The organism is Luteimonas sp. A478 (assembly GCF_054052025.1).
In genome coordinates, this window is the sequence record NZ_JBSVRF010000006.1 from 13,480 (window position 1) to 35,061 (window position 21,582).

Here is a 21,582-nt window from a genome sequence, read left to right on the forward strand (position 1 = left end):
CATTCTCCTGGCACCTGTCGGCGGATGGGTGCACGTGATGATGTTCTCCCGCGGGTATGGGGGAGTCAAGGAAGACATCCGATATGACAAACGCATGACAACCTGGCATCCCGAGAGGACATAAACAATACCTTGCGTGCCCCAACAAGAACCTTTGTTCCAAAAATGAAGGTAACTGAGGAAGCGTCGGAATCTAAACTTCAGGTCTGATTTTTAGTTTCCCCTCCCAACAGGATCTGCATCATGACCAACAACCGCTTCCTCGACGTCGCTCGCAAGCGCCGCACCCAGTACGCCTTGGGCAACGACCTTCCGATCAGCCAGGACCAGGTGACCGGCCTGATCCAGGAAGCGGTGCGCCAAGCGCCCTCTTCGTTCAACTCGCAGAGCTCGCGCGCCCTGATCCTGCACGGCGCCCAGAGCGCGAAATTCTGGGAGATCGTCAAGGACGAACTGCGCAAGATCGTCCCGGCCGATAATTTCGCCACCACGGAACAGAAGATCGACGGTTTCGCCGCCGGCGCCGGCACCGTGCTGTTCTATGAGGACACGGCCCCGGTGGAGGCGCTGCAGGAGCAGTTTCCGCTGTATGCCAACAACTTCCCGATCTGGTCCGAGCACAGCACCGGCATTGCCCAGTACGCGGTATGGATGGCGCTGGCCGAAGCCGGCATCGGCGCCAGCCTGCAGCACTACAACCCGCTTCCTGACAAGGCGGTTGCCGCCGAGTGGGACATCCCGGAAAGCTGGGTGCTGCGCGCGCAGATGCCGTTCGGCAGCCACGCTGGCGAGATCGGCGACAAGACCTTCATCGAAGACGCAGAGCGCTTCCGCGTCGCCGCCTGAGATCCTGCCTCAGCCGGCGTCGCGGCGCCGGCTGAAGACCCTTTCCTCACCGCCATAGCGCGCCACGCGCCCGCGGACCCTGTCGATGTCGCAGATCGCCACCGCGTAGCGCTGGCCGCTGCAGGCGGGTGGCTACACCCCAGCCCCGGGGCCACCATAATGCCGCTCAAGGAAAGGGAGGCAGGACAGATGATCGCAATGGCGCTGTTGCTGGGTGGGATGCTGGCCTGGGCGGTGTACGCCTACAACCGGCTGGTACGACTGCGCAACCAGGTCCGGACCGCGTGGGCGGATATCGATGTGCAGTTGATCCGGCGCCACGACCTGGTACCGCAGCTTGTTTCGGCGGTTCGCGCGTATGCCGGCCACGAAGCAGCGGTGCTCGAAGCGGTGACCGCGCTGCGGGCGCAGGCAATGCAGCAACAGGCACCCCGGGCTCTGGGCGAGGTGGAGTCCGCGCTGGAGCAGGCCATCGGCAGGCTGGTTGTACTCGGAGAGGCCTATCCGGCCCTCAAGGCCAATGAGAACTTCGCTCGCCTGCAGGCGGATCTGGTGGAGGTGGAGGAACACCTGCAGTACGCGCGCCGCTTCTACAACGGCGCAGTGCGGGACTTTAACGATGCCACCCAGCGGATCCCGGACCTGGCCATTGCCCGGAGCTTCGGGTTCAACGCGGCGGAATTCTTCCAGGCCGGGAGCGACGCACGTATCGCTCCCACGGTGAGGCTGGAGCCGTGACCCGCTTGCTGGCCCTGCTGCTGGCGCTGATCTGGACCTTTCCGGCGACGGCCCAGGATCGCGCGGGTGAGCGCATCCTGCGCTACGACGTGGACATCGCCATCCAGTCCGACGGCAGCCTGGACATCACCGAAACAATTGCGGTCCGGGCCGAGGGCCGCCGCATCCGCCGCGGCATCACCCGGGAGTTCCCCACCCGCTACCGTGACCGCTACGGAGACCGGGTGGTGGTGGATTTCCAGGTGCTGGACGTGCAGCGCAACGGCCGGCCGGAACCGTGGTTCACGGAGCCGAGCGGCAACGGCGTGCGCATCAATACCGGCAACGATGATTTCCTGCCGGTGCCCGCCGAGCACATCTACACACTGCGCTATCGCACCACCCGCCAGCTGGGCTTCTTTGACGCCCACGACGAGCTGTATTTCAACGCACTCGGCCACGGGTCGGTCCTGGCGGTGGAGCGCGGCAGCGTGTCCGTTCGCCTGCCCGCTCCGGTGCCCGCTGCCGACATGGACATTGATGGATTCACCGGCGCCACGGGCACGCGTGGCAAGGCCTTCCGCGCCAGCGTACCGACCCCGGGAGTCGCGCACTGGGAGCTGGCCGCGCCGCTGAAGCCAGGGGAAGGATTGACCGTGGTGGTCGGCTTTCCCAAGGGAATCGTGGCCGAGCCGGGCTGGTTCCAGCGGGTGGCCTGGCGCCTGAAAGACAATCGCGCCGGCATCGTGGCACTGGTCGGATTCGGCCTGTTGCTGGCCTACTGCATCCGCCGCTGGCGCCTGATCGGGCGCGACCCGCGGCCCGGCACCATCATCGTGCGCTACGAGCCGCCACCGGACTATTCACCCGCCGAGCTGCGCTTCATGCAGCGCAAGGGCTACGACAGCACTGCCTTCAGCTCCGACCTGCTGGTTGCTGCGGTGAACGGCGCAGTGACGATTCACCGCGAGGAACGGACACTGCGCGCGGATCGCTGGACCGTGCAGCCCGGAGAACCTGGACCATCCACGCTGCACCCGGACGCGCCCCCAGCCCGCCTGGTCGAACAGTTGTTGCCACCCGGCGGGAAGAGCCTTGAACTGCACCAGGAGAATGCCTCCCGGATCCAGAAAGCCATGGCGGAGCACGGCAAGCAGCTCCGCAGCCGCATCATTCCCACGCTCTATCGCGCCAATCACGGCAGCGTGGGCATTGCGGTCCTGATCGCCGCCATCATCGTCATCGGCACCGTCCTGGCTGCCTCGCTGGCCGGAGGGGGCTGGGTCCTGGCCGCGCCCCTGCTGCTGGCAACACTGGTGTCCACGGTCATCTTCGGCCTGGTGATTGGCGCACCCACTGCGGACGGGCGGCAGCTGCTGGACGAGATCGAGGGCTTCAAACGCTATCTCAGCGTCGCCGAGCGGCAGGACCTGCAGCAGTTACGGGGCCCATCGGAGCACGAACCCAGCCTGGATGCCGGCCGCTTCGAACGGCTGTTGCCATATGCCGTGGCGCTGGAGGTGGAAGAGGCCTGGACCCGCAAGTTCACCGCGGCCGCGGGCGCAGCGGCGGTCGCTGCCGCCACTTCGGCAATCACCTGGTATTCGGCCAGTGGCCACGGTGCGGGGATCGGTGACATTGGCGGGATGACCCGCGCCCTGTCCAAAGGCCTGAGCTCGCAGATCGCCTCGTCCTCATCGCCACCCGGCAGCTCCTCCGGTGGCGGCGGAGGCGGCTTTTCCGGCGGCGGAGGCGGGGGTGGGGGCGTCGGCGGGCGCTGAGCCCGTCGCGCCCGGCGAAGCCTGAAACGACAACGGGATCCCGAAGGATCCCGTTGCATACGCCCCACCAGCCCTGCTGATCAGCGCAGGCTGTATCCCGACACGCGCCAGATCTGGTCTTCATCCAGCCGGAAAGAAACCAGCTCGCGCACCGGTTCGGCACTGTTGGCAAACCGGGTGGGGAACGCGATGTTGATGTACAGGCCGGCAGGCACTTCACCGCCGTCCTGGAACTGGGTACGGGTGACCACCGCCTGGCCGCGTTCGGTGGGCGCGCCGAGCTGGGCCCGGTCGTTGCCCACCTGCTGGACGAAGCTTTCCCGCGGCAGCATCTGCTTGACCACGTTGGTGGACAGGTCCCACACCTCGCCGAGCCGGTTGCTGTCGATCAGCTGCACGACCTGCTGCGCCGCGTTGGTCATCTCGACATCCTGGCGGGCCAGCTGGGCCTGCTGCTCCGGGGTGAGCTGCGCCTGCTCCTGTGGCTGGGCCGCCGGCTGCTGGGCAGACACCGTACCCATGGCCGCGGAAAGGGCGACTGCGAGCGCGATCGACTTGAACTTCATCCCGGATACCCCTTGCATGTGCGTTGAAGAAGGGCGCCAGTGTATGCCAGCGACGGCGGGGCAGCGCAAGCCCCGCCGCGGCCGGAATGGCCCCCGATCACTTCCCAACTGCTGCTGTCTAGAACGGGATGTCGTCGTCGGAGAAATCCTCGGCCGGCGGGCGCTGCTGCTGTTGCTGCGGCTCCGCGCGACGCTGCTGCTCCTGGCGCTGCGGCCTGCCACCGCCACCGCCGCCACGCTCATAGCCGCCACCACCACCGCCACCACCACCGCCTTCGCCGCGACCGCCGAGCATCTGCATCTCGTTGGCGACGATCTCGGTGAAGTACTTCTCCACCCCATCCTGTCCGGTGTACTTGTCGTAGCGGATCTCGCCCTCGACGTAGACCTGGGAGCCCTTGCGCAGGTACTCGGCGACGATCTCACCGAGCTTGCCGAAGAAGGTCACCCGGTGCCACTGGGTATTTTCCTGATTGTTGCCGTCGCGATCCTTGCGCACGCTGGTGGTTGCCAGGCTGATCTTGGTGATCGCCATGCCACCCTGGGTGTACTTGGTTTCCGGATCGTTGCCGAGGTTGCCGACCAGGATCGCTTTATTGATGCCACGGGCCATGAATTCTTTCCTTGCAGATGTGGCCGGCGCAGGGGCACGGCCGTTGGGTTCGGGGACCATTGAAGTATACCGGCGCCGGGCCTGCCATCTCCGGCCCGCCCGGCGCCGGGTCAGAGTCCGCCGCGCGGGCGCGTGGGGCAACTCCCGGGCCCGTATAATCCCCGGTCCCCCAGCTCCTGCATACCCATGGCCCAGGCAAATACCGCACCCGTCCCCGACCTTGCCGCCATCCAGGCATTCGCCGCCGCCGACATGGCCGGCATCGATGCCCTGATCCGGCGCCGCCTGGCCTCCGATGTGGTCCTGATCAACCAGGTGGCCGAACACATCATCTCCGCCGGCGGCAAGCGCCTGCGGCCGATGCTGGTGGCCCTGGCCGGGCGCGCCTGTGGCGGCCACGGCGCCGAGCACCACCAGCTGGCGGCGATCATCGAGTTCATCCACACCTCCACCCTGCTGCACGACGACGTCATCGACGAGTCGGACCTGCGGCGTGGACGCAGCACCGCCAATGCGATCTGGGGCAACGCCGCCAGCGTGCTGGTGGGCGACTTCCTGTATTCGCGCAGTTTCCAGCTGATGGTGGAGCTGGACCGCATGGAAGTGATGCGGATCCTCGCCGATGCCACCAACCGCATTGCCGAGGGCGAGGTGCTGCAGCTGCTGCACGTACGCAACCCGGATGTGGACGAGGCGGCCTACCTGCAGGTGATCGAGCGCAAGACCGCGGTGCTGTTCGCCGCCGGAACGCGCCTGGGTGCGCTGGCTTCCGGCGCCGATGCAGCGCTGCAGCAGCGCCTTCACGATTACGGCCTGCAGCTGGGCTACGCGTTCCAGATTGCCGATGACATGCTCGATTACGCCGCCGAAGGCGCCGACCTGGGCAAGAACCTGGGCGACGACCTGGCCGAGGGCAAGGCCACCCTGCCGCTGATCCACGCCATCGCCCACTCCGACGCGCCGGTACGTGAACGCCTGCGCGCGATCGTGGAAGCCGGCGACGCGGGCGCCATGGATGAGGTGCTGGCCGCCATCCACGCCTGCGGCAGCCTGGAATACAGCCACCAGCGCGCGCTCGAGTACGCCGCTGCCGCCGAAGCTGCTCTCGACGGCCTGCCTGAAAACGACGCCGTCGCCGCCCTGCGTGGCCTGGCCCGTTACGCGGTCAGCCGCGGGTACTGAGCGCGGCAGCATCCGGTGCCACCCGGCCCCGGGTGGTCAGGCGATGCCCAACCCGGGGATCGCGGTGATGAGCTCGGGATCGAAGCCGGCCAGCGCTGCAAAGTGCCGCCCGCGCGCGGTGTAGTCGCGATAGGGTCCGAAGCTGGGCGCGCCCGGCGACAGCAGGATCACCCCACCCTCCCCGCCCAGCATCCGCTGCGCCATCTCCACCGCCATCGGCAGGTCCGTGGCGGCGGCAAGCTGCATGCCACCGTCCGCGACCAGGGGTTCAAGCAACGCATGGATCCGCGGCCCGTTCGCGCCCATGGTCACTGCAGCGTGTGGAGACCGCTTGGCGATCGCAGAGGCGAACCCGCTCCAGTCCAGCCCGCGGTCATGGCCGCCAAGCAGGATTGCCACCCGCGCATCGCGATACACCTCAAGCGCCGCCAGGCTGGCCGCGGGCGTGGTGCTGATGGAATCGTTGACCCAGCGGCATCCGGCCCGCTCGCCCAGCGGTTGCAGCCGGTGCGGAAGCGGCACGAAGCTGCGCGCGTACGCCGCCAGCGGCACGGGATCCAGGCCGAAAGCCTCGATCGCGGCCAGCGCCGCGCACAGGTTGATGCGGTTGTGCCGGCCCGGCAGCGGCACGTCTGCTGAATCCAGCACCGCCAGGTCACCGCGATACACCACCTGGTCGCGAAGATGCCATCCCGATTCATGGTTGAACCAGGTGACCTTACTGTCCGGCAGCTCCAGCCCGGACAGCCGCGGGTCGGCCGCATTGAGCACGGCATGGCGCGGCCGGGCTGCGGTCAGCAGGACCAGCTTGTCCTGCACGTAGCGCTCCTCGCTGCCGTGCCAGTCCAGGTGTTCCGGGAAGACGTTGCTCACCACCGCCACCTCTGGACGCACGCCCGAAGCGGCCACGTCGCCGGTCTGGAAGCTGGACAGCTCCAGCACCCAGGCCTCGGCCTGGCCATGCAGCAGCTCCAGCATCGGCATGCCGATATTGCCCGCCAGTGCCGTGCGCACTCCGCCCGCACGCAGCAGGTGGGCCAGCATCGCGCTGATGGTGCTCTTGCCCTTGGTGCCGGTGACGCAGATGGTGCGCGCATCGGGCCGCGCCGCGAACCACAGCGCGGTGCCACCCAAAAAACGAGTGCCGCTTGCCTGGGCCTCCAGCAGCTCGGGCCGGTAGGCGCTGATGCCCGGCGACTTCACCACCACGTCAAAGGCGGCCAGCCGTTCGGCCGAGACCTCGGTTTCCACAACCAGCCTGGTATCGGCGGCCCGGACCTGCTCCGCCTCTGCCGGCGAGCAGAACAGCGTCAGCGAAGCCGGGCCATCCGCCAGCTCACGCAGCGCGGCATGGGCGGCCTGGGCCTCGCGGCCCCAGCCCCACAGGGCCACACGCTGCCCGGCGAGCAGGTCAATCGCCGGGGGCGAAGCGTTCACGCAGCCGCTCCCACAGCTGGGCCGGGATGTTGTGCTCATCGGCAGGAACCAGGAGCGGCGCAATGGCAGGTACGTCGTCCTGCAACTGGGGCGCGATCACCCGGGCAAAGCGCTTGACCACCGCGTCCTCGCGCCACTCCGGGCGAGCCGCCAGCGCGGCCATCGCCGCCCGCGACTCGCGCGCTTCGCCCACGCATTCAAACGGCTTGTGGTCGCGGAACTCCATCAGCGCGTCGTAGCCCGGGATCTGGTCCTCATCATCAAGCAGGTTGCGCCCGAGGATAGCCACCAGCCGCGGCTTGGGCATGAACGGCGCCAGCGCCAGGAACACGAAATGGCACTTGGGGCACACCCCGCACCAGCGGTTCACCGGGCGCTCGCCCAGCAGGTGGAAGTTGCGGTTGCAGCTGGAGAAATGCGCGTCGTAGCGGCTGGACTGGGCAAACTGCCGCGCCACCGCCAGTTCGCTCAGCGGCCGCAGCAGCGAGTAGTAGCGCAGGTCCGCGGCCACGCTGGCCTGCAGGTGCTCGCCGAAGGCGCGCTCGAACGCCCAGCCCTTGGACCACTGGTGGTTCACTTCGCCCGTGCCTTCGATCAGGCTGCCGTAGCTGGCAGAACGCTCGTTGGAAAACACTACCTGGTCCACGCCCAGCACGATCGCGGCAAAGGCGAGGATGGCGGAGTTGATCGCGGTCACCGGGATATGCCCGTTCCAGGCGCCCATCCGGTTGTATTCGAACAGTTCCGGCGCCAGCTGGCGGCCGATATTGAACGTGGCCAGGCCGGTGTGTGCGGCGCAGGCGCGGATCAGCTGCGAGCCGCCGATCCAGGACACCGTCTGCTCCACGTCCAGCGCTCGCAGCGCCTCGATCGACACCAGCGAGTCCTTGCCGCCGCCGATCGCCACCAGCGCGTGCCTGCGCAGGCCCAGCGCCGGGGCCACTGCGGCCGGCGCGGCATCGCGCGGAAAGCGGATGTGCCCGTGCAGGTCCAGCCCGTTGCGATAGGCGAACTCGCCCAGGCCGTGCAGGTAGATCTCGTCCATCAGCTCTGCGGTGGCCGCATCGATCGCATAGCCGTCGATGCGGATGTCGCGGGGCGCCGCCGCCTTGTAATAGCTCACCCCGGCGATCAGGTGCAGCAGCTGCAATGCCTGCTGCGCGGCTGCGGCGCGGGCCTCGTCGAGCTGATCATCCAGCTGGAAAGGCGCGCCCGGCAGGGTCACCTTCTCGATCAGCTCCGGCCCATCATCAAAGGCATAGACCAGCTCGGCCAGGCCGGTAGCCGGGTCGAAACCACAGCGCACGAACCGGAACGTGCGCACCGCGTCCCGCGAGAACTCCACCGCACTCACTTGATGATCTCCACGCGCGGCAGTTCGCGCAGGTTGTAGGTGTTGGCCATGACCATGCCGTAGGCGCCGGTGTCGGCCACCAGCAGCACGTCGCCAGGCGCGGTGGCCGAGGGCAGCGGGCGGCCGGTGCCCAGCACGTCGCCGGTTTCGCAGATCGGGCCGACCACGTCGAAATCGACCAGGTCGGCATCGTCCAACCGGCTCAGGTTGTGGATGTCATGCCAGGCTTCGTACAGGGCGGGGCGCATCAGCGCATTCATGCCCGCATCGCCGCCGACCCGACGCACGCCGTGCTTTTCCACCACCTGAGTGGTGGTCAGCAGCAGCACGCCGCACTCGGCCACCAGGTAGCGGCCCGGCTCGATCGCGATCCGGTAGCCGGGATAGGCGGCCTTGACCTCGGCGATGCCGGCGCTCCAGGCCTCCAGGTCGAACGGCTCGTCCTCGGCGCGGTAGGGAATCGGCAGCCCGCCACCGATATCGATGGTGTCGATGCTGCCAATGCGGTTGGCGATGCCGCCCAGTTCGTCACACACCGAGCGCCAGTGCTCAGGCGTATCCACCCCGCTGCCGAGATGGGCGTGCAGGCCGTCGACGCGGATATCCAGCTGCCGCGCGGCCTCCATGAATTCCTCGATGCGCGCCACCGGCAGGCCGAACTTGGATGCCACGCCGCCGGTCTTGACCTTGGCGTGATGGCCTTCGCCGCGGCCCAGGTCCACCCGCAGCCACAGCTTGCGGCCGCGGAACACATCCGGCCAGCGCCGCAGCGCTTCCACGTTGTCCAGGGTCACGATGGCGCCCAGCTCGAACGCGCCCGCGTATTCGTCGATCGGCGCGAAGCTGGGCGTGAACAGCAGCCGCCCGGCTTCCAGCCCGGGCACCGAATCCCGCGCGTGACGCAGCTCGGCCAGCGACACGCATTCCAGGCCGAAGCCCTCCTCCGCCAGCGCATTGAGAATGTCCGGGTGCGGGTTGGCCTTGATGGCGTAGAAGCGGCGGTCCACCGGCGCCATCGCCGCCAGCGCCCGGGCTCGCTCGCGCACCGTTGGCAGGTGGTGCACATAGGTGGGCGTGCCGGCGGCGGCCAGCGCCAGCAATTGCTCGCGCTGGCCCTGCCACCACGGAGTGCCGCGCACCCGCGCCGTACCGGACAGCTCGCTCCAGCGCGGACCGAACACGCCCTGCTCGTGCGCCGGCATCGCGCCGCTGGCGATCAGCTGCGCATGCAGGGTGCCCAGCATGCCGTCGGCATCGGCCTCGTCGATCACGAACGTGAGGTTGAGGTCGTTGGAGGACTGCGAGATCAGGTGCACCCGCTCCTGGCCAAAGGTGGCCCAGATGTCCGACAGCTTGTGCAGCAGCGAGCGCATGCCGCGGCCAACCAGGGTGATCGAGGCGCAGGGCGCGATCACCTTGACCCGGCAGCACCTGGCAAGGTCTTCCGACAGCCGCGCCAGCACGTCGGTGCTGACCAGGTTCTCGCTTGAATCCAGCGATACGGTGACGTTGGTCTCCGATGAGCCGAGCAGATCCACCGACAGTCCGTGCACGCGGAAGATCTCGAACACATCGGCCAGGAAGCCGACCTGCTGCCACATGCCCACCGTTTCCATCGATACCAGCACGATCCCACTGCGCCGGCTGATCGCCTTGACCCCGGGCACGCTGCCGGCGCCGTCATCGATCACCGTGCCGGGCAGGTCCGGACGTGCGGTATCCAGGATCGCCAGCGGCACGCCCGCTTCGCGGCACGGGCCCAGCGCGCGCGGATGCAGCACGCGGGCACCGGTAGTGGTGATTTCCTGGGCTTCGGCGTAATCCAGCCGCTGCAGCAGGCGTGCATCCGGCACTTCGCGCGGATTGGCGCTGAACATGCCCGGCACGTCGGTCCAGATCTCCACCCGCTCGGCCCGCAGCCGGCCGCCAAACAGCGCCGCCGAGGTGTCCGAGCCGCTGCGCCCGAACAGCGCGGTGCCGCCGTCTTCATGACGGGCGATGAAGCCCTGGGTCAGCAGCAGCGGCGCATCCGACTGGGCGGCGAAGCGCCCGCGCCATTCGTCATCCGCCTCGCGGCGACCGGTGGCGGCCATCCGCGTGGTCCAGTCGGTCTGGTTCGGCAGTCGCTGCGCCTGCAGCCAGTCGCGCGCGTCCAGCCAGCCGAAATCCAGGCCCTGGGCACGCAGGTAGGCCGCGCCGAGGGTCGACGACAGCAGCTCGCCCTGGGCCAGCACTTCGGCCTGCCAGTCCAGTGCACGTCCGGCGGCGCGCGCATCCACTGCAAGGGCCTGAAGGGTGGACAGGCGCGCTTCCAGCACCTGCTCGGCATCCAGCCCGAGCTCGGCGGCGAAGTCGCGATGCACCCCTGCCAACCGCTCGAAGCCCTGCTGCGTGTCCACGCTGCCGTCGGCGATCTCCTGCAGCGCGTTGGTCACCCCGGCCAGGGCCGAGACCACGACCAGTGCGCGCGCCTGGTGCAGTTGCGCCCGTTCGGCGGCCAGCCGTCCAATGGTGTCCCAGCGCTCACGCTTGGAGACGCTGGTGCCTCCGAACTTGAGGACGATCCAGCGGGCGTTCGACGGGACGATCTGGGGCATTGGCAGCAGGATTCCGGGCGTGGCAGACAGGTGTAGCCAAGCATTGTAGGGCGGCTGCGGCCCTGCCGCCCAACGGGTTCCTGCCGCGACACCGGGTGCTGCCGGCCCGCGACAGGAACGCCATGTGGATCAGCGGATCAATCCGCGCTGTAGACGGCTTCCCCATCCACCCAGGTGGAGCGGATGACCAGCTCGTCCAGTGTCTGGCCTGGAACCTGCAGCGGGTCTTCGCCCAGCACCACGAAATCGGCGCGCAGGCCCGGCGCCAGGCGCCCGGTCTCATCCTCGCTGCGGGTGGCCCAGGCGGAGCCTGCTGTGAAGCCGTGCAGCGCTTCGCTGGCGCTGAGTTTCTGGTCCGGCAGCCAGCCACCCGGGGGCTGGCCATCGCGGTCCTGGCGGGTGACCGCCGCGTACAGCCCCAGTCGCGGATCAGCCGACTCGACCGGGAAGTCCGACCCCAGAGCCAGGCGTCCGCCCGCATCCAGGAACCGGCGCCAGGCATAGGCACCTGCGAGTCGCTCTTCACCCACGCGATCGCCGGCCCAGGGCATATCCGAAGTGGCATGGGTCGGCTGCATGGAGGCAATCACGCCCATTTCGGCAAAGCGCGGGATGTCCTCGACCGCCACGATCTGGGCATGTTCCACGCGCCAGCGGTGATCCGAACCCACCGCATCCCCAAGCACGCTCGCATAGGTATCCAGCACGGTGCGGTTGCCGCGGTCACCAATCGCATGGGTCGTCACCTGCACGCCGCACTCGTGGGCGCGGCGCACGATGCCGGCATAGACGTCGGGCTCGTAGGCCAGCAGCCCGTGGTTTCCGGCCTCGTCGCTGTATTCCTCCAGCAGTGCCGCACCGCGACTGCCCAGCGCGCCATCGATGAACAGCTTGATCCCGTGCATGCGCAGGCGTCCGCCGTCGTGGGTGTACAGGCCGTTGGCACACAGATCCGCCAGCGCATCACCGTCACCGGCGGCATAGGCTGCAATCCGCAGCGGCAGCCGGCCTTCATCGGCAAAGCGGCGGAACAGGGCCAGGTCGTCCCGCGAGACGCCCATGTCGTGCACACCTGTCAGTCCGACCGCAACAGCAGCGGCCAGCGCGCGGTCCAAAGCCTGCTCGCGCAGCGCCTCGTCCTGCTCGGGAATGACACGCTCAACCAGGCGGCGCGCACCACCGCCGACAAACACGCCGGTGGCCTGGCCACCCTCACGCACGATCCGGCTGCCCTGCGGATTCCAGTCGCCGGCGAAGGATTGCGCGCCTTCCTGCGCCTGGGCGAGACGCATCGCCTCCGAGTTGCCCCAGCCCGCATGGCCATCCACCCGCACCAGCCACACCGGCCGGTCGGGGAATGCTTCATCCAGATCGGCGGCGGTCGGGAACTCGCGCTCCGGCCACAGGTTCTGGTCCCAGCCGCGCCCAAGCACCCAGCTGTCCTCGGGCAGATCCTGCGCATAGGCCTGCAGCCGTGCAACCACCTCGGCCTTGCTGTCCACACCGGCAAGGTCCGCCCACATCAGCGAGAAGCCGAAGTTCAGCAGGTGCCCATGCGCATCGATCAGTCCCGGCACGATCGTGGCGCCGCCCATGTCCAGCACTTCGGCGCCAGGCCACTCGCGCTGCAGGTCCGCAGCGGTGCCAACCGCCAGGATCCGGCCCTCGCGATCCCAGGCCATGGCCTCGGCGACCGGCCGCGTTGGATCGGAAGTGTGGATGCGATCGGCTGTCAGCAGCCGCACCCCATCCACATCATTGGAAACAGCTTCGGTGCGGGCACAGCCCTGTACAAGCAGGCCGGCCAGCACCAGCGGAAGCAGACGACGCATGCAGAAATCCCCATCCCCGGAAACGGCGGTCACTATGCATGGCGCCCGGCGGACCCGCAAACCTTGCTGCGCGCGCTGCCGGCTTCAGCCGATCAATTCCGCCTCCAGCGTGATCGGCACCGCGCTGAGCGCCCGGGATACCGGACAGTTCTGTTTGGCGTCATCGGCAATTGCGCGGAACTTTGTCTCCTCGATGCCCGGCACCTTGGCCTTGGTGAACAGCCGGATCGCACTCAACGTGGGCCCGCCTTCGGTGGACAGATCCACTTCGGCCCGGGAGTCCAGCGAATCGGCCGGGTGCCCGGCCTCGGCCAGGGCGTTGGCGAGCGCCATGGTGAAACAGCCTGCGTGTGCCGCGGCGATGAGTTCTTCCGGGTTGGTGCCCTTGCCATCGGCAAACCGGCTGTTGAAGCCATAAGGGGTGTCCTGCATCAGCCCGCTGGTGGGCGTGCTGATACTGCCGCGCCCGAATTTGAGGTCGCCTTCCCAACGTGCGGTGGCCTTGCGTGAAATACCCATGTGCATGCTCCGTTTCAAAGAGCTCAAGCCTACGGCCCGCCCCGTTACGTGCGTGTGGCGTCCGTCACCGTCAGCATGGGGCAATGCACAGCCCGGTTCCCCAGCGCGCTGGTGGCGATGGCCGCCGCGCCCGCGGCACCGGAAGGGGCTGTAAAAAGCCGTCCAGAGCGTAAAAATCGCTGTTTTTTGCAGTTCTCTATTGGCCTCGCCCCCTTCTTGTCCTACATTCCAACTGCCGATGCGATCGGCCAGACCACCACTCCACCTCCATACGGAACAGGAAACATGGCGAAGACAGCAGTGAAGAAGGCGACCAAGAAGGCCGCTGTAAAGAAGGCGACCGCCAAGGCCGCAGCTCCCAAGGCGATCAAGGAGCCGCTGACCAAGGCCGGTCTGATTTCCCATCTTGCCGAGAGCACCGACCTCGCGGCCAAGGATGTGCGCGCTGTTCTGGCCGCCCTGGATGACACCATCGCCGGTTCGCTGAGCAAGCGCGGCGCGGGTTCGTTCACCCTGCCCGGGATGCTGAAGATCACCTCGACCAAGGTGCCGGCCAAGCCCAAGCGCAAGGGCATCAATCCGTTCACCAAGGAAGAGCAGGTGTTTGCCGCCAAGCCCGCCTCGGTCAAGGTCAAGGTGCGTGCGCTGAAGAAGCTGAAAGACGCCGCTATCTGATTTGCCGATTGCTGGGGCTTCGTGCCCCGAAATCTGAAAGGCCGGCCCCCAATGGGTGCCGGCCTTTTTTGTGGAGAAGTGCTGTTCCTTCGATGTGTTTCGCTGGGACCTGAAGGGCCCCGTCGCGGCCGGGAGGCCTTCGCTGCTCATGTCCCCCGGCCTCCGCCTGCGGCGGATGCCTCCTCCTTTACTTCGCTGCGAAGGCCTCCCGGCCACGACGGGGCTCGGCTTGCGGATCGCAGGAGCATGGGTGTCCGCCGGATTGCCGACGTCACGTTCATTGGCCCTGGCCCACCGTGCAGACAATGCCGGATGCGAATACCCCGCCAACGCCGACCCGCAAGGACTATGGACCTGCAGCCCGCACCCTCATCGCCTGGGCCATTTTGCTGGTGGCCGGCGCGTATCTGGCGGGCTGGGCATGGCAACAGCCGTTCATGGCCAAGCCGAAGATGAGCTGGCAACTGGCCCGCATGCCACCTCCCGACACCCTGTCCATGCCGGTACGCGATGTGCAGGCTTCGCGTATTGCCGACACCTATGGGGCCCCGCGGGGTGCGGATCGCCGGCATGAGGGCGTCGATATCTTTGCTCCCCGCGGCACGGATGTCCTCAGCGCCACCCCGGGACTGGTCGTGGCCATCCGCGAGAGCGGACTCGGCGGCCGCCAGGTGTGGGTGCTTGGCCCGGCCAACGAACGCCACTACTACGCCCACCTGGACGACTGGGCTCCAGATCTTGCGGTGGGTGACGTAGTCCTGCCCGGCAGCGTGCTGGGCAGTGTGGGCGACACCGGCAATGCAAGCGGCACGCCGCCACACCTGCACTACGGCGTCTATCGCACCGACGGCGCCTACGATCCGCTGCCGCTGCTGCTGGCAGCTGCCGCCAGGCTGGAGCCACCGGACGCCACGCGTTAGCATCGGGCACAAGCCACAGGGGCCAGGCGGGAATTTCCATGGGCAAGCGGTTCTGGATCTGCAGCGTGATGGTCGGCATGACCGCACTGGTACTTGGCCTTGTCGTCCACGGGCTGCTGCTGCGTGGCGATTACATCGCCCACGCCGAGCTGTACCGCAGCCAGGCCGAGGCCAGCGCCCGCTTCGGCTGGATCCTGATCGCCTATGCGCTCATCGGCCTATCGATGACCTGGCTTTACTACCGCCTCCACGACAGCGACGAAGTGCGGCTGCAACAGGGCCTGGCGTTCGGGATCGCCATCGGCCTGGTGTCGTTCGTACCCTGGCATCTGCTGGTCCATGCGGCCCAGCCGCTGCCGTTGTCGCTGATGCTGCGCCAGTCCGTACTGGACCTGGTGGCCGCGGGCCTGCTGGGCATGCTGCTGGCCTGGCTGCGCCCGCGCCGACGCGAGCTCACCCTGCCGGACTGACGGGCGTGTATTGACGGGCGGGCATTGTGCCTGCCCGTGGCCGATCAGGACCCGGAGCGCCGCCGCTTGGGCTGCAGCATGGTGCCGGTGCAGTTGTCCGCGCCGCAGCGACAGGCCCAGAGTTTCTTCAGCTTCGGCGTGTGCCGCTCATCCAGCACGATGCCGTAGTTGTAGGTCAGCTCCTCGCCCGCGGCGATGTCGCTGATCGCCTCGATGAACACCTTGTCCTTGTGCGACCTGCCCTTGTCGTCCTCCTCCACCACCGCCTCGCAGTTGGGATCGCAGCTGTGGTTGATCCAGCGCGCAACGTTGGAGTTGTGGTTGCCGTCGATCACGTATTCGTCGTTGACGGTGAACAGGAAGGTGTGCCCGTTCTCCTCCTGGCCGCCGTACTCCTCGTCGACTTCATCGTGGGTCCGCAGGTCGCCTTTGTAGCGGATGATCCGCTCGCCGGCAGCGATATCGGCGGTGGCGAAGACGCCGTTGCCATGGATCGGCGACAGGCGGGCCTCGATCTTCTTTTCCTTCTTCTTTTTCTGGGGCATCGGCAACGGATGTGAGCGATCGGGCCGCTATTGTGGCCAACCGCGGGCGGGGATGCGACAAGCGCGCGTGGGACCAACGACTGCGGCGCAAGCTGAACATCGACAGCTCCGGGGAGCTGCGGGTATTTGAGCCGCGAAGCGCGAAAGAGTACAATTTCGGTCCTCATTGGAGTTCCCGCCCCCGCATGCTCCGCGTTACCCGCCTCACCGACTACGCCACCGTGGTGCTGACCGTGCTTGCCGCCCAGCCCGAGACCGTGCTGAGCGCGGCCGAACTGGCCGAGCGCGCCGGCCTGGAAACACCCACCGTGAGCAAGGTGCTCAAGCCACTGGCCCAGGCCGGCCTGGTGGAAGGGTTCCGCGGCGCCCACGGCGGCTACCGGCTGGCCCGCGCACCGCGGGACATCAGCCTGCTCGAGATCGTCGAGGCCATGGAAGGCCCGATCGCCATGACCGAATGCAGTCTCGAAGAGCACGTGTGCGGCATCGCCAGCCAGTGCGGCGTGCGCGCCAACTGGCGCCGCATCAACGATGTGGTCGCCGCGGCGCTGCGCGACGTGAGTCTGGCGCAGATGTTTGACGACGCACCGGTTCCTCCCCCACCCCCGTCCGGGGGCAGGCGCATCGACGCCCGCCTCGCCGGCAACTGAAATACAGGCAGCCTATGGCCACCCAGATCATCGAACCCGTATTGGAAGAGCGCCCCAACGCGCTGGTCCACGAGCAGCTCGGCCGCAAGTACGCGGCCGGCTTCATCACCGACATCGAGTCCGAGTCGTTCCCGCCAGGGCTGGACGAAGACACCATCCGCGCGCTTTCCGCGAAGAAGGAAGAGCCCGAGTGGATGCTCGAATGGCGCCTGGCCGCCTACCGCCACTGGCTGACCATGCCGGTGCCGCGCTGGGCCCGGCTGAACATCGAGCCGATCGACCTGCAGGCGCTGAGCTACTTTTCCGCGCCCAAGGGGCCCAAGTACCAGTCCCTGGACGAGGTGCCGCAGGAACTGCTGGACACCTATGAAAAGCTCGGCGTGCCGCTGCACGAACGCGCCAGGCTTGCCGGCGTGGCCGTGGACGCGGTGTTCGACTCGGTTTCCGTGGGCACCACCTTCCAGAAGGAGCTGAGGGAAGCCGGGGTGATCTTCTGCTCCATGTCCGAGGCCATCCAGGAGCACCCGGAGCTGGTGAAGCAGTACCTGGGCACCGTGGTACCGGTGGGTGACAACTACTTCGCCGCGCTGAACTCGGCGGTGTTCTCCGATGGCAGCTTCGTCTACATCCCCAAGGGCGTGCGCTGCCCGATGGAGCTGAGCACCTATTTCCGCATCAATGCCAACCACACCGGCCAGTTCGAGCGCACCCTGATCATCTGCGAGGACAAGGGCCACGTGTCCTACCTGGAGGGCTGCACCGCGCCGATGCGCGATGAGAACCAGCTGCACGCCGCGGTGGTCGAGCTGGTGGCGCTGGAAGACGCCGAAATCAAGTACTCCACCGTGCAGAACTGGTACCCGGGCGACGAGAACGGCGTCGGCGGCATCTACAACTTCGTGACCAAGCGCGCCGAGTGCCGCGGTGATCGCAGCAAGGTGACCTGGACCCAGGTGGAAACCGGCTCGGCAATCACCTGGAAATACCCCTCCTGCGTGCTGCTGGGCGACGACTCGGTCGGCGAGTTCTACTCCGTGGCGCTCACCCACCACCGCCAGCAGGCCGATACCGGCACCAAGATGATCCACATCGGCAAGCGCACCAAGTCGAAGATCATCAGCAAGGGCATCAGCGCCGGGCACGGACAGAACACCTACCGCGGACTGGTGAAGATGGACCGCAACGCCGACGGCGCGCGCAACTTCACCGAATGCGATTCGCTGCTGATCGGCAAGAATTGCGGCGCGCACACCTTCCCCTACATCGAGGTCAAGAATCCGACCGCCACCCTCGAGCACGAGGCCACCACCTCCAAGATCAGCGACGACCAGATGTTCTATTGCCGCTCGCGCGGGATCTCCGAGGAAGACGCGATCAGCCTGATCGTCGACGGCTTCTGCAAAACGGTCTTCCGCGAGCTGCCAATGGAGTTCGCGATCGAGGCCAAGGCACTGCTCGATATCTCGCTGGAAGGCAGCGTCGGCTGACCCTTCCATCCGCAGGACGGGCCCGGCCCGCAAACAGACAAGCAACTGGCGGCCCGCGCCGCCTCACGGGAAACACATCATGCTGAAGATCGAAAACCTCCACGCGAGCATCAACGGCCGCGAAATCCTCAAGGGCCTTTCATTGGACCTGCAGCCGGGCAAGGTGCACGCCATCATGGGCCCCAACGGCGCCGGCAAGTCCACGCTGGGCAACATCCTCGCCGGGCGCGATGGCTATGACATCACCGAAGGCACCGTCGAATTCGAAGGCCAGCCGCTGCTGGACCTGGAGCCGGAGGAGCGCGCCGCCGCCGGCCTGTTCCTGGCCTTCCAGTACCCGGTCGAGATCCCGGGCGTGAACAACACCTATTTCCTGCGCAGCTCGCTCAACGCCCAGCGCAAGGCGCGTGGCGAGGAAGAGCTGGACTCCATGGCGTTCCTCAAGCTGGTGCGCGAGAAGCTGGCCGTGCTGCACCTGGACGACAAGCTGCTGCACCGCGGCGTCAACGAAGGCTTCTCGGGCGGTGAGAAAAAGCGCAACGAGATCTTCCAGATGGCCGTGCTGGAGCCGAAGCTGGCGATCCTGGACGAGACCGACTCGGGGCTCGACATCGACGCCCTGCGCCACGTGGCCGAGGGCGTCAATGCCCTGCGCTCGCCCGACCGCGCGTTCCTGGTCATCACCCACTACCAGCGCCTGCTGGACTACATCCGTCCCGACGTGGTCCACGTGCTGGCCGACGGCCGCATCGTCGAGAGCGGCGGACCGGAGCTGGCCGAGCAGCTGGAAGAGCACGGCTACGCCTGGGTCAAGGACCGCATTTCCCCGGAGGCAGCATGAGTACCCTGCTGCAGTCGCTGGCCAGCGGCTTCCAGGGCGATGCCGCCCGCCGCGCAGCGCTTGACGCAACGCTTGGCGACGGCCTGCCCGGGCCCCGCAGCGAAGCGTGGAAGTACACCCCGCTGCGCGCGCTTGAGCGTCGCGAGTTCATCTCTTCCCGGGACGCGGTTGAGATTGATCCGTCCCTGCTGGCCGGCATCGCCGCGCCGCGCCTGGTGTTCGTCAACGGCCGGTTCTCCGAGTCGCTGTCGGATCGCAGCGGCCTGGATGAAGCCATCGAAGTCACCACCGAGGCGGGCACCGGCAGCAATGATGCGCGCTACGCCGACAGCGACGCCGTCTTCGCCCGGCTGGCGACCAGCCTGGCCGAACAGGGCGTGCAGGTGCGCGTACCTGCCGGCACCCGTGTGGAGCAGCCGCTGCAGCTGGTCTTCGTGGGCGCGCCGCAGGACGGCGCCGAACTGGCCTGGCACCTGCGCCACCGGATCGACATTGGCGAAGGCGGCCGCCTGGCTGTCGCCGAACACCACATCGTTTCCGGTGAGCACCGCCACCTGGACAACGCGCTGATGGAGATCAGCCTGGGCGCCAATGCCGAGCTGGAGCACGCACGCACCCAGGCGGGATCCGATGGCGCCACCGCATTCCTGCGCACCGAGGCCGAGCTGGCCGAATCGTCCCACTACCGCCGGGTTGATGTGGAGCTGGGCGGCGCGCTCTCGCGCCATGAGCTCAACGTGCGCCTGATCGGCGACGAGGCCCGCCTGGATGCCAACGGCGTGCTGCTGGCCGCCGGACGCCGCCACCTGGACACCCGCCTGGACATCGAACACATTGCCGCCAACACCTCCTGCGGCCTGCTCTGGCGCGGAATCGGCACCGGTCGCGGCCGGGTCGTGTTCCACGGCGGCATTACCATCGAGGCCGGCGCCGACGGCACCGATGCCCGGCTCTCCAACAAGAACCTGCTGCTGTCGCCCGATGCCGAGATCGACACCCAGCCGATCCTGGTGATCCACGCCGACGAAGTGGAAGCCGCCCACGGCGCCACCGTTGGCCAGCTGGACGAGAGCGCGCTGTTCTACATGCGCTCGCGCGGCCTGTCCGAGCGCGAGGCGCGGGTGCTGCTGACCCAGGCCTTTACCCGCGAGCCGCTGGCTGCGGTGCAGGACCCGGCCCTGCGCGAGGCGATGGACGCCCGCCTGACCGCCACCCTGGAAACCGTCTCGGGCGTGGCCGGAGGATGAGCGTCCGGGCGGAAGGGGCCAGCGCCCCCGGCGGAATGGCCCCGGCCGTGGATTGGGAGAGCGTCCGCGCTGACTTTCCGCTGTTGCAGCGCCAGGTACACGGCAAGCCGCTGGTGTACCTGGACAGCGCCAACACCGCGCAGAAGCCGGCGGTCGTGATCGAAGCGGTGGACCGCTTCTACCGCCATCAGAACGCCAACGTCAGCCGCGCCGTGCACCAGCTCGGCAGCGAGGCCACCGAGGCCTACGAGGGCGCGCGCAGCAAGCTCGCCGGTTTCATCAATGCCCGCCCGGAGGATCTGGTGCTGTGCAGCGGCACCACGTTCGCCATCAACCTGGTGGCGTATTCGTGGGCGCTGCCGCGGCTCAAGGCCGGCGACACGATCCTGGTCTCGCGCATGGAACACCACGCCAACATCGTGCCCTGGCAGCTGGCGGCCGAGCGCACCGGCGCCAGCATCCGCGTGGCCGAGATCCAGCCCGACGGCAGCCTGGACCTGGACGCGCTGCATGCCGCGATGACCCCGGACGTGAAGCTGCTCGCGCTCACCCATGTCTCCAACCTGCTCGGCACCGTGAACCCGGTGCGCGACATCTGTCGCGAGGCCCGCCGGCGCGGCATCGCCACCCTGGTGGACGGCTCGCAGGCCCTGCCCCACCGCGCGGTGGACGTGACTGCGATCGGCTGCGATTTCTATGTGTTCACCGGCCACAAGATGTGCGGCCCAACCGGCACCGGCGCGCTGTGGGCGCGTCGCGAACACCTTGAGGCGATGCCGCCGTTCATCGGCGGCGGCGAGATGATCAAGGAAGTGAGCTTCGACGGCACCGTGTTCAATGATCCGCCGCACCGCTTCGAAGCGGGCACGCCCAACATCGCCGGCTTCATCGGCCTTGGCGCGGCGGTCGATTACCTCGACGGCATTGGCATGGCCCATATCCAGGCGCGGGAAGCCGAACTGCTGGCCCACCTGACCGAAGAGATGGACCGCATCGACGGCGTGCGCATCATCGGCCGCGCGCCGGAGAAGGCTGCGGTGGTGTCATTCCTGGTGAAAGGCGCCCACGCCCACGACCTGGCCACGCTGCTGGACCTGGAGGGCATTGCGGTGCGCTCGGGCCAGCACTGCGCCCACCCGCTGCTGCAGTACTACGGGGTGGCCGCCACCTGCCGTGCCTCGCTGGCGTTCTACAACACCCACGAGGAAATCGAGGCTTTCATCAGCGGCCTGCACAAGGTCCGCACGCTGCTCGGCTGAACTGGACGGCGCGCGGATTACGGGCCGTGCGTCGTGGTGGCATG

20 protein-coding genes are annotated in these 21,582 nt (G+C 67.7%); 12 read left to right on the plus strand and 8 right to left on the minus strand.

The genetic code is table 11. The features are described 5' to 3' along the window. The first annotated feature begins 243 nt into the window (after window positions 1-243). The 3 genes from ACW7G3_RS11800 (at window position 244) to ACW7G3_RS11810 (ending at window position 3,344) form a co-directional block, all read left to right on the plus strand. A complete protein-coding gene (locus ACW7G3_RS11800) occupies window positions 244-846 on the plus strand; it encodes a nitroreductase family protein (RefSeq protein WP_456974916.1) in 603 nt (200 codons plus the stop codon). 159 nt (window positions 847-1,005) lie between these two features. Next, window positions 1,006-1,584 (plus strand): LemA family protein, encoded by a 579-nt coding sequence (locus ACW7G3_RS11805; protein WP_456982947.1) that lies wholly within the window; start codon window positions 1,006-1,008, stop codon window positions 1,582-1,584. Further along, on the plus strand, window positions 1,581-3,344 hold the full coding sequence (locus ACW7G3_RS11810; protein ID WP_456982948.1) for a DUF2207 domain-containing protein: 1,764 nt from the start codon (window positions 1,581-1,583) through the stop codon (window positions 3,342-3,344). The genes ACW7G3_RS11805 and ACW7G3_RS11810 overlap by 4 nt, the downstream gene beginning before the upstream one ends. Window positions 3,345-3,424: 80 nt before the next feature. On the opposite strand, the gene ACW7G3_RS11815 is transcribed toward ACW7G3_RS11810, so the two are convergent. After that, on the minus strand, window positions 3,425-3,910 hold the full coding sequence (locus ACW7G3_RS11815; RefSeq protein ID WP_456982950.1) for a DUF4019 domain-containing protein: 486 nt from the start codon (window positions 3,908-3,910) through the stop codon (window positions 3,425-3,427). Window positions 3,911-4,028: 118 nt separating this feature from the next. Then, window positions 4,029-4,523 carry a single-stranded DNA-binding protein gene (gene ssb, locus ACW7G3_RS11820; RefSeq protein ID WP_456974924.1) on the minus strand — a complete coding sequence of 165 codons (495 nt, stop codon included), beginning with the start codon at window positions 4,521-4,523 and terminating at the stop codon, window positions 4,029-4,031. 186 nt (window positions 4,524-4,709) lie between these two features. Between ssb and ACW7G3_RS11825 the strand changes: the two genes are divergently transcribed. Beyond that, window positions 4,710-5,705 (plus strand): polyprenyl synthetase family protein, encoded by a 996-nt coding sequence (locus ACW7G3_RS11825; RefSeq protein WP_456974926.1) that lies wholly within the window; start codon window positions 4,710-4,712, stop codon window positions 5,703-5,705. Window positions 5,706-5,741: 36 nt separating this feature from the next. On the opposite strand, the gene murD is transcribed toward ACW7G3_RS11825, so the two are convergent. The 5 genes from murD to ACW7G3_RS11850 all read right to left on the minus strand — a co-directional run bounded on the left by murD (window position 5,742) and on the right by ACW7G3_RS11850 (window position 13,444). Beyond that, entirely contained in the window at window positions 5,742-7,181 is a 1,440-nt protein-coding gene (gene murD / locus ACW7G3_RS11830) for a UDP-N-acetylmuramoyl-L-alanine--D-glutamate ligase (protein ID WP_456982951.1), read from the minus strand. Further along, on the minus strand, window positions 7,117-8,487 hold the full coding sequence (gene murL, locus ACW7G3_RS11835) for a UDP-N-acetyl-alpha-D-muramoyl-L-alanyl-L-glutamate epimerase (protein ID WP_456983136.1): 1,371 nt from the start codon (window positions 8,485-8,487) through the stop codon (window positions 7,117-7,119). Before murL ends, murD begins: the two co-directional genes overlap by 65 nt. 5 nt (window positions 8,488-8,492) lie before the next feature. Next, on the minus strand, window positions 8,493-11,093 hold the full coding sequence (locus ACW7G3_RS11840) for a bifunctional aspartate kinase/diaminopimelate decarboxylase (RefSeq protein ID WP_456982953.1): 2,601 nt from the start codon (window positions 11,091-11,093) through the stop codon (window positions 8,493-8,495). A 137-nt stretch (window positions 11,094-11,230) separates the two neighbouring features. After that, a complete protein-coding gene (locus ACW7G3_RS11845) occupies window positions 11,231-12,925 on the minus strand; it encodes an amidohydrolase (protein ID WP_456982955.1) in 1,695 nt (564 codons plus the stop codon). An 84-nt stretch (window positions 12,926-13,009) separates the two neighbouring features. Beyond that, complete coding sequence (locus ACW7G3_RS11850; RefSeq protein ID WP_456982956.1) at window positions 13,010-13,444, minus strand: OsmC family protein; 435 nt, start codon at window positions 13,442-13,444, stop codon at window positions 13,010-13,012. Between the two features lie 285 nt (window positions 13,445-13,729). On the opposite strand from ACW7G3_RS11850, the gene ACW7G3_RS11855 reads away from it, so the two are divergent. From ACW7G3_RS11855 to ACW7G3_RS11865, 3 genes are all read left to right on the plus strand, one after another. After that, window positions 13,730-14,119: an HU family DNA-binding protein gene (locus ACW7G3_RS11855; protein ID WP_456975221.1), complete on the plus strand. Its 390-nt coding sequence runs from the start codon at window positions 13,730-13,732 to the stop codon at window positions 14,117-14,119. Window positions 14,120-14,424: 305 nt separating this feature from the next. After that, entirely contained in the window at window positions 14,425-15,039 is a 615-nt protein-coding gene (locus ACW7G3_RS11860; RefSeq protein ID WP_456982958.1) for a M23 family metallopeptidase, read from the plus strand. 38 nt (window positions 15,040-15,077) lie between these two features. Next, complete coding sequence (locus tag ACW7G3_RS11865; protein WP_456982959.1) at window positions 15,078-15,509, plus strand: hypothetical protein; 432 nt, start codon at window positions 15,078-15,080, stop codon at window positions 15,507-15,509. 44 nt (window positions 15,510-15,553) lie between these two features. On the opposite strand, the gene ACW7G3_RS11870 is transcribed toward ACW7G3_RS11865, so the two are convergent. Continuing rightward, window positions 15,554-16,054 carry an SET domain-containing protein gene (locus ACW7G3_RS11870; RefSeq protein WP_456974940.1) on the minus strand — a complete coding sequence of 167 codons (501 nt, stop codon included), beginning with the start codon at window positions 16,052-16,054 and terminating at the stop codon, window positions 15,554-15,556. A gap of 185 nt (window positions 16,055-16,239) precedes the next feature. Between ACW7G3_RS11870 and ACW7G3_RS11875 the strand changes: the two genes are divergently transcribed. The 5 genes from ACW7G3_RS11875 (at window position 16,240) to ACW7G3_RS11895 (ending at window position 21,538) form a co-directional block, all read left to right on the plus strand. Next, complete coding sequence (locus ACW7G3_RS11875) at window positions 16,240-16,704, plus strand: SUF system Fe-S cluster assembly regulator (RefSeq protein WP_456974942.1); 465 nt, start codon at window positions 16,240-16,242, stop codon at window positions 16,702-16,704. Between the two features lie 14 nt (window positions 16,705-16,718). Continuing rightward, window positions 16,719-18,191, plus strand: coding sequence for a Fe-S cluster assembly protein SufB (gene sufB, locus ACW7G3_RS11880; RefSeq protein ID WP_456974944.1), 1,473 nt, complete (start codon window positions 16,719-16,721; stop codon window positions 18,189-18,191). Between the two features lie 79 nt (window positions 18,192-18,270). Continuing rightward, window positions 18,271-19,032 carry a Fe-S cluster assembly ATPase SufC gene (sufC, locus tag ACW7G3_RS11885; protein ID WP_456974946.1) on the plus strand — a complete coding sequence of 254 codons (762 nt, stop codon included), beginning with the start codon at window positions 18,271-18,273 and terminating at the stop codon, window positions 19,030-19,032. Beyond that, window positions 19,029-20,279: a Fe-S cluster assembly protein SufD gene (gene sufD / locus ACW7G3_RS11890; RefSeq protein WP_456982961.1), complete on the plus strand. Its 1,251-nt coding sequence runs from the start codon at window positions 19,029-19,031 to the stop codon at window positions 20,277-20,279. The genes sufC and sufD overlap by 4 nt, the downstream gene beginning before the upstream one ends. 35 nt (window positions 20,280-20,314) lie before the next feature. Beyond that, window positions 20,315-21,538 carry a cysteine desulfurase gene (locus tag ACW7G3_RS11895; RefSeq protein WP_456982962.1) on the plus strand — a complete coding sequence of 408 codons (1,224 nt, stop codon included), beginning with the start codon at window positions 20,315-20,317 and terminating at the stop codon, window positions 21,536-21,538. Window positions 21,539-21,582 lie beyond the last annotated feature (44 nt).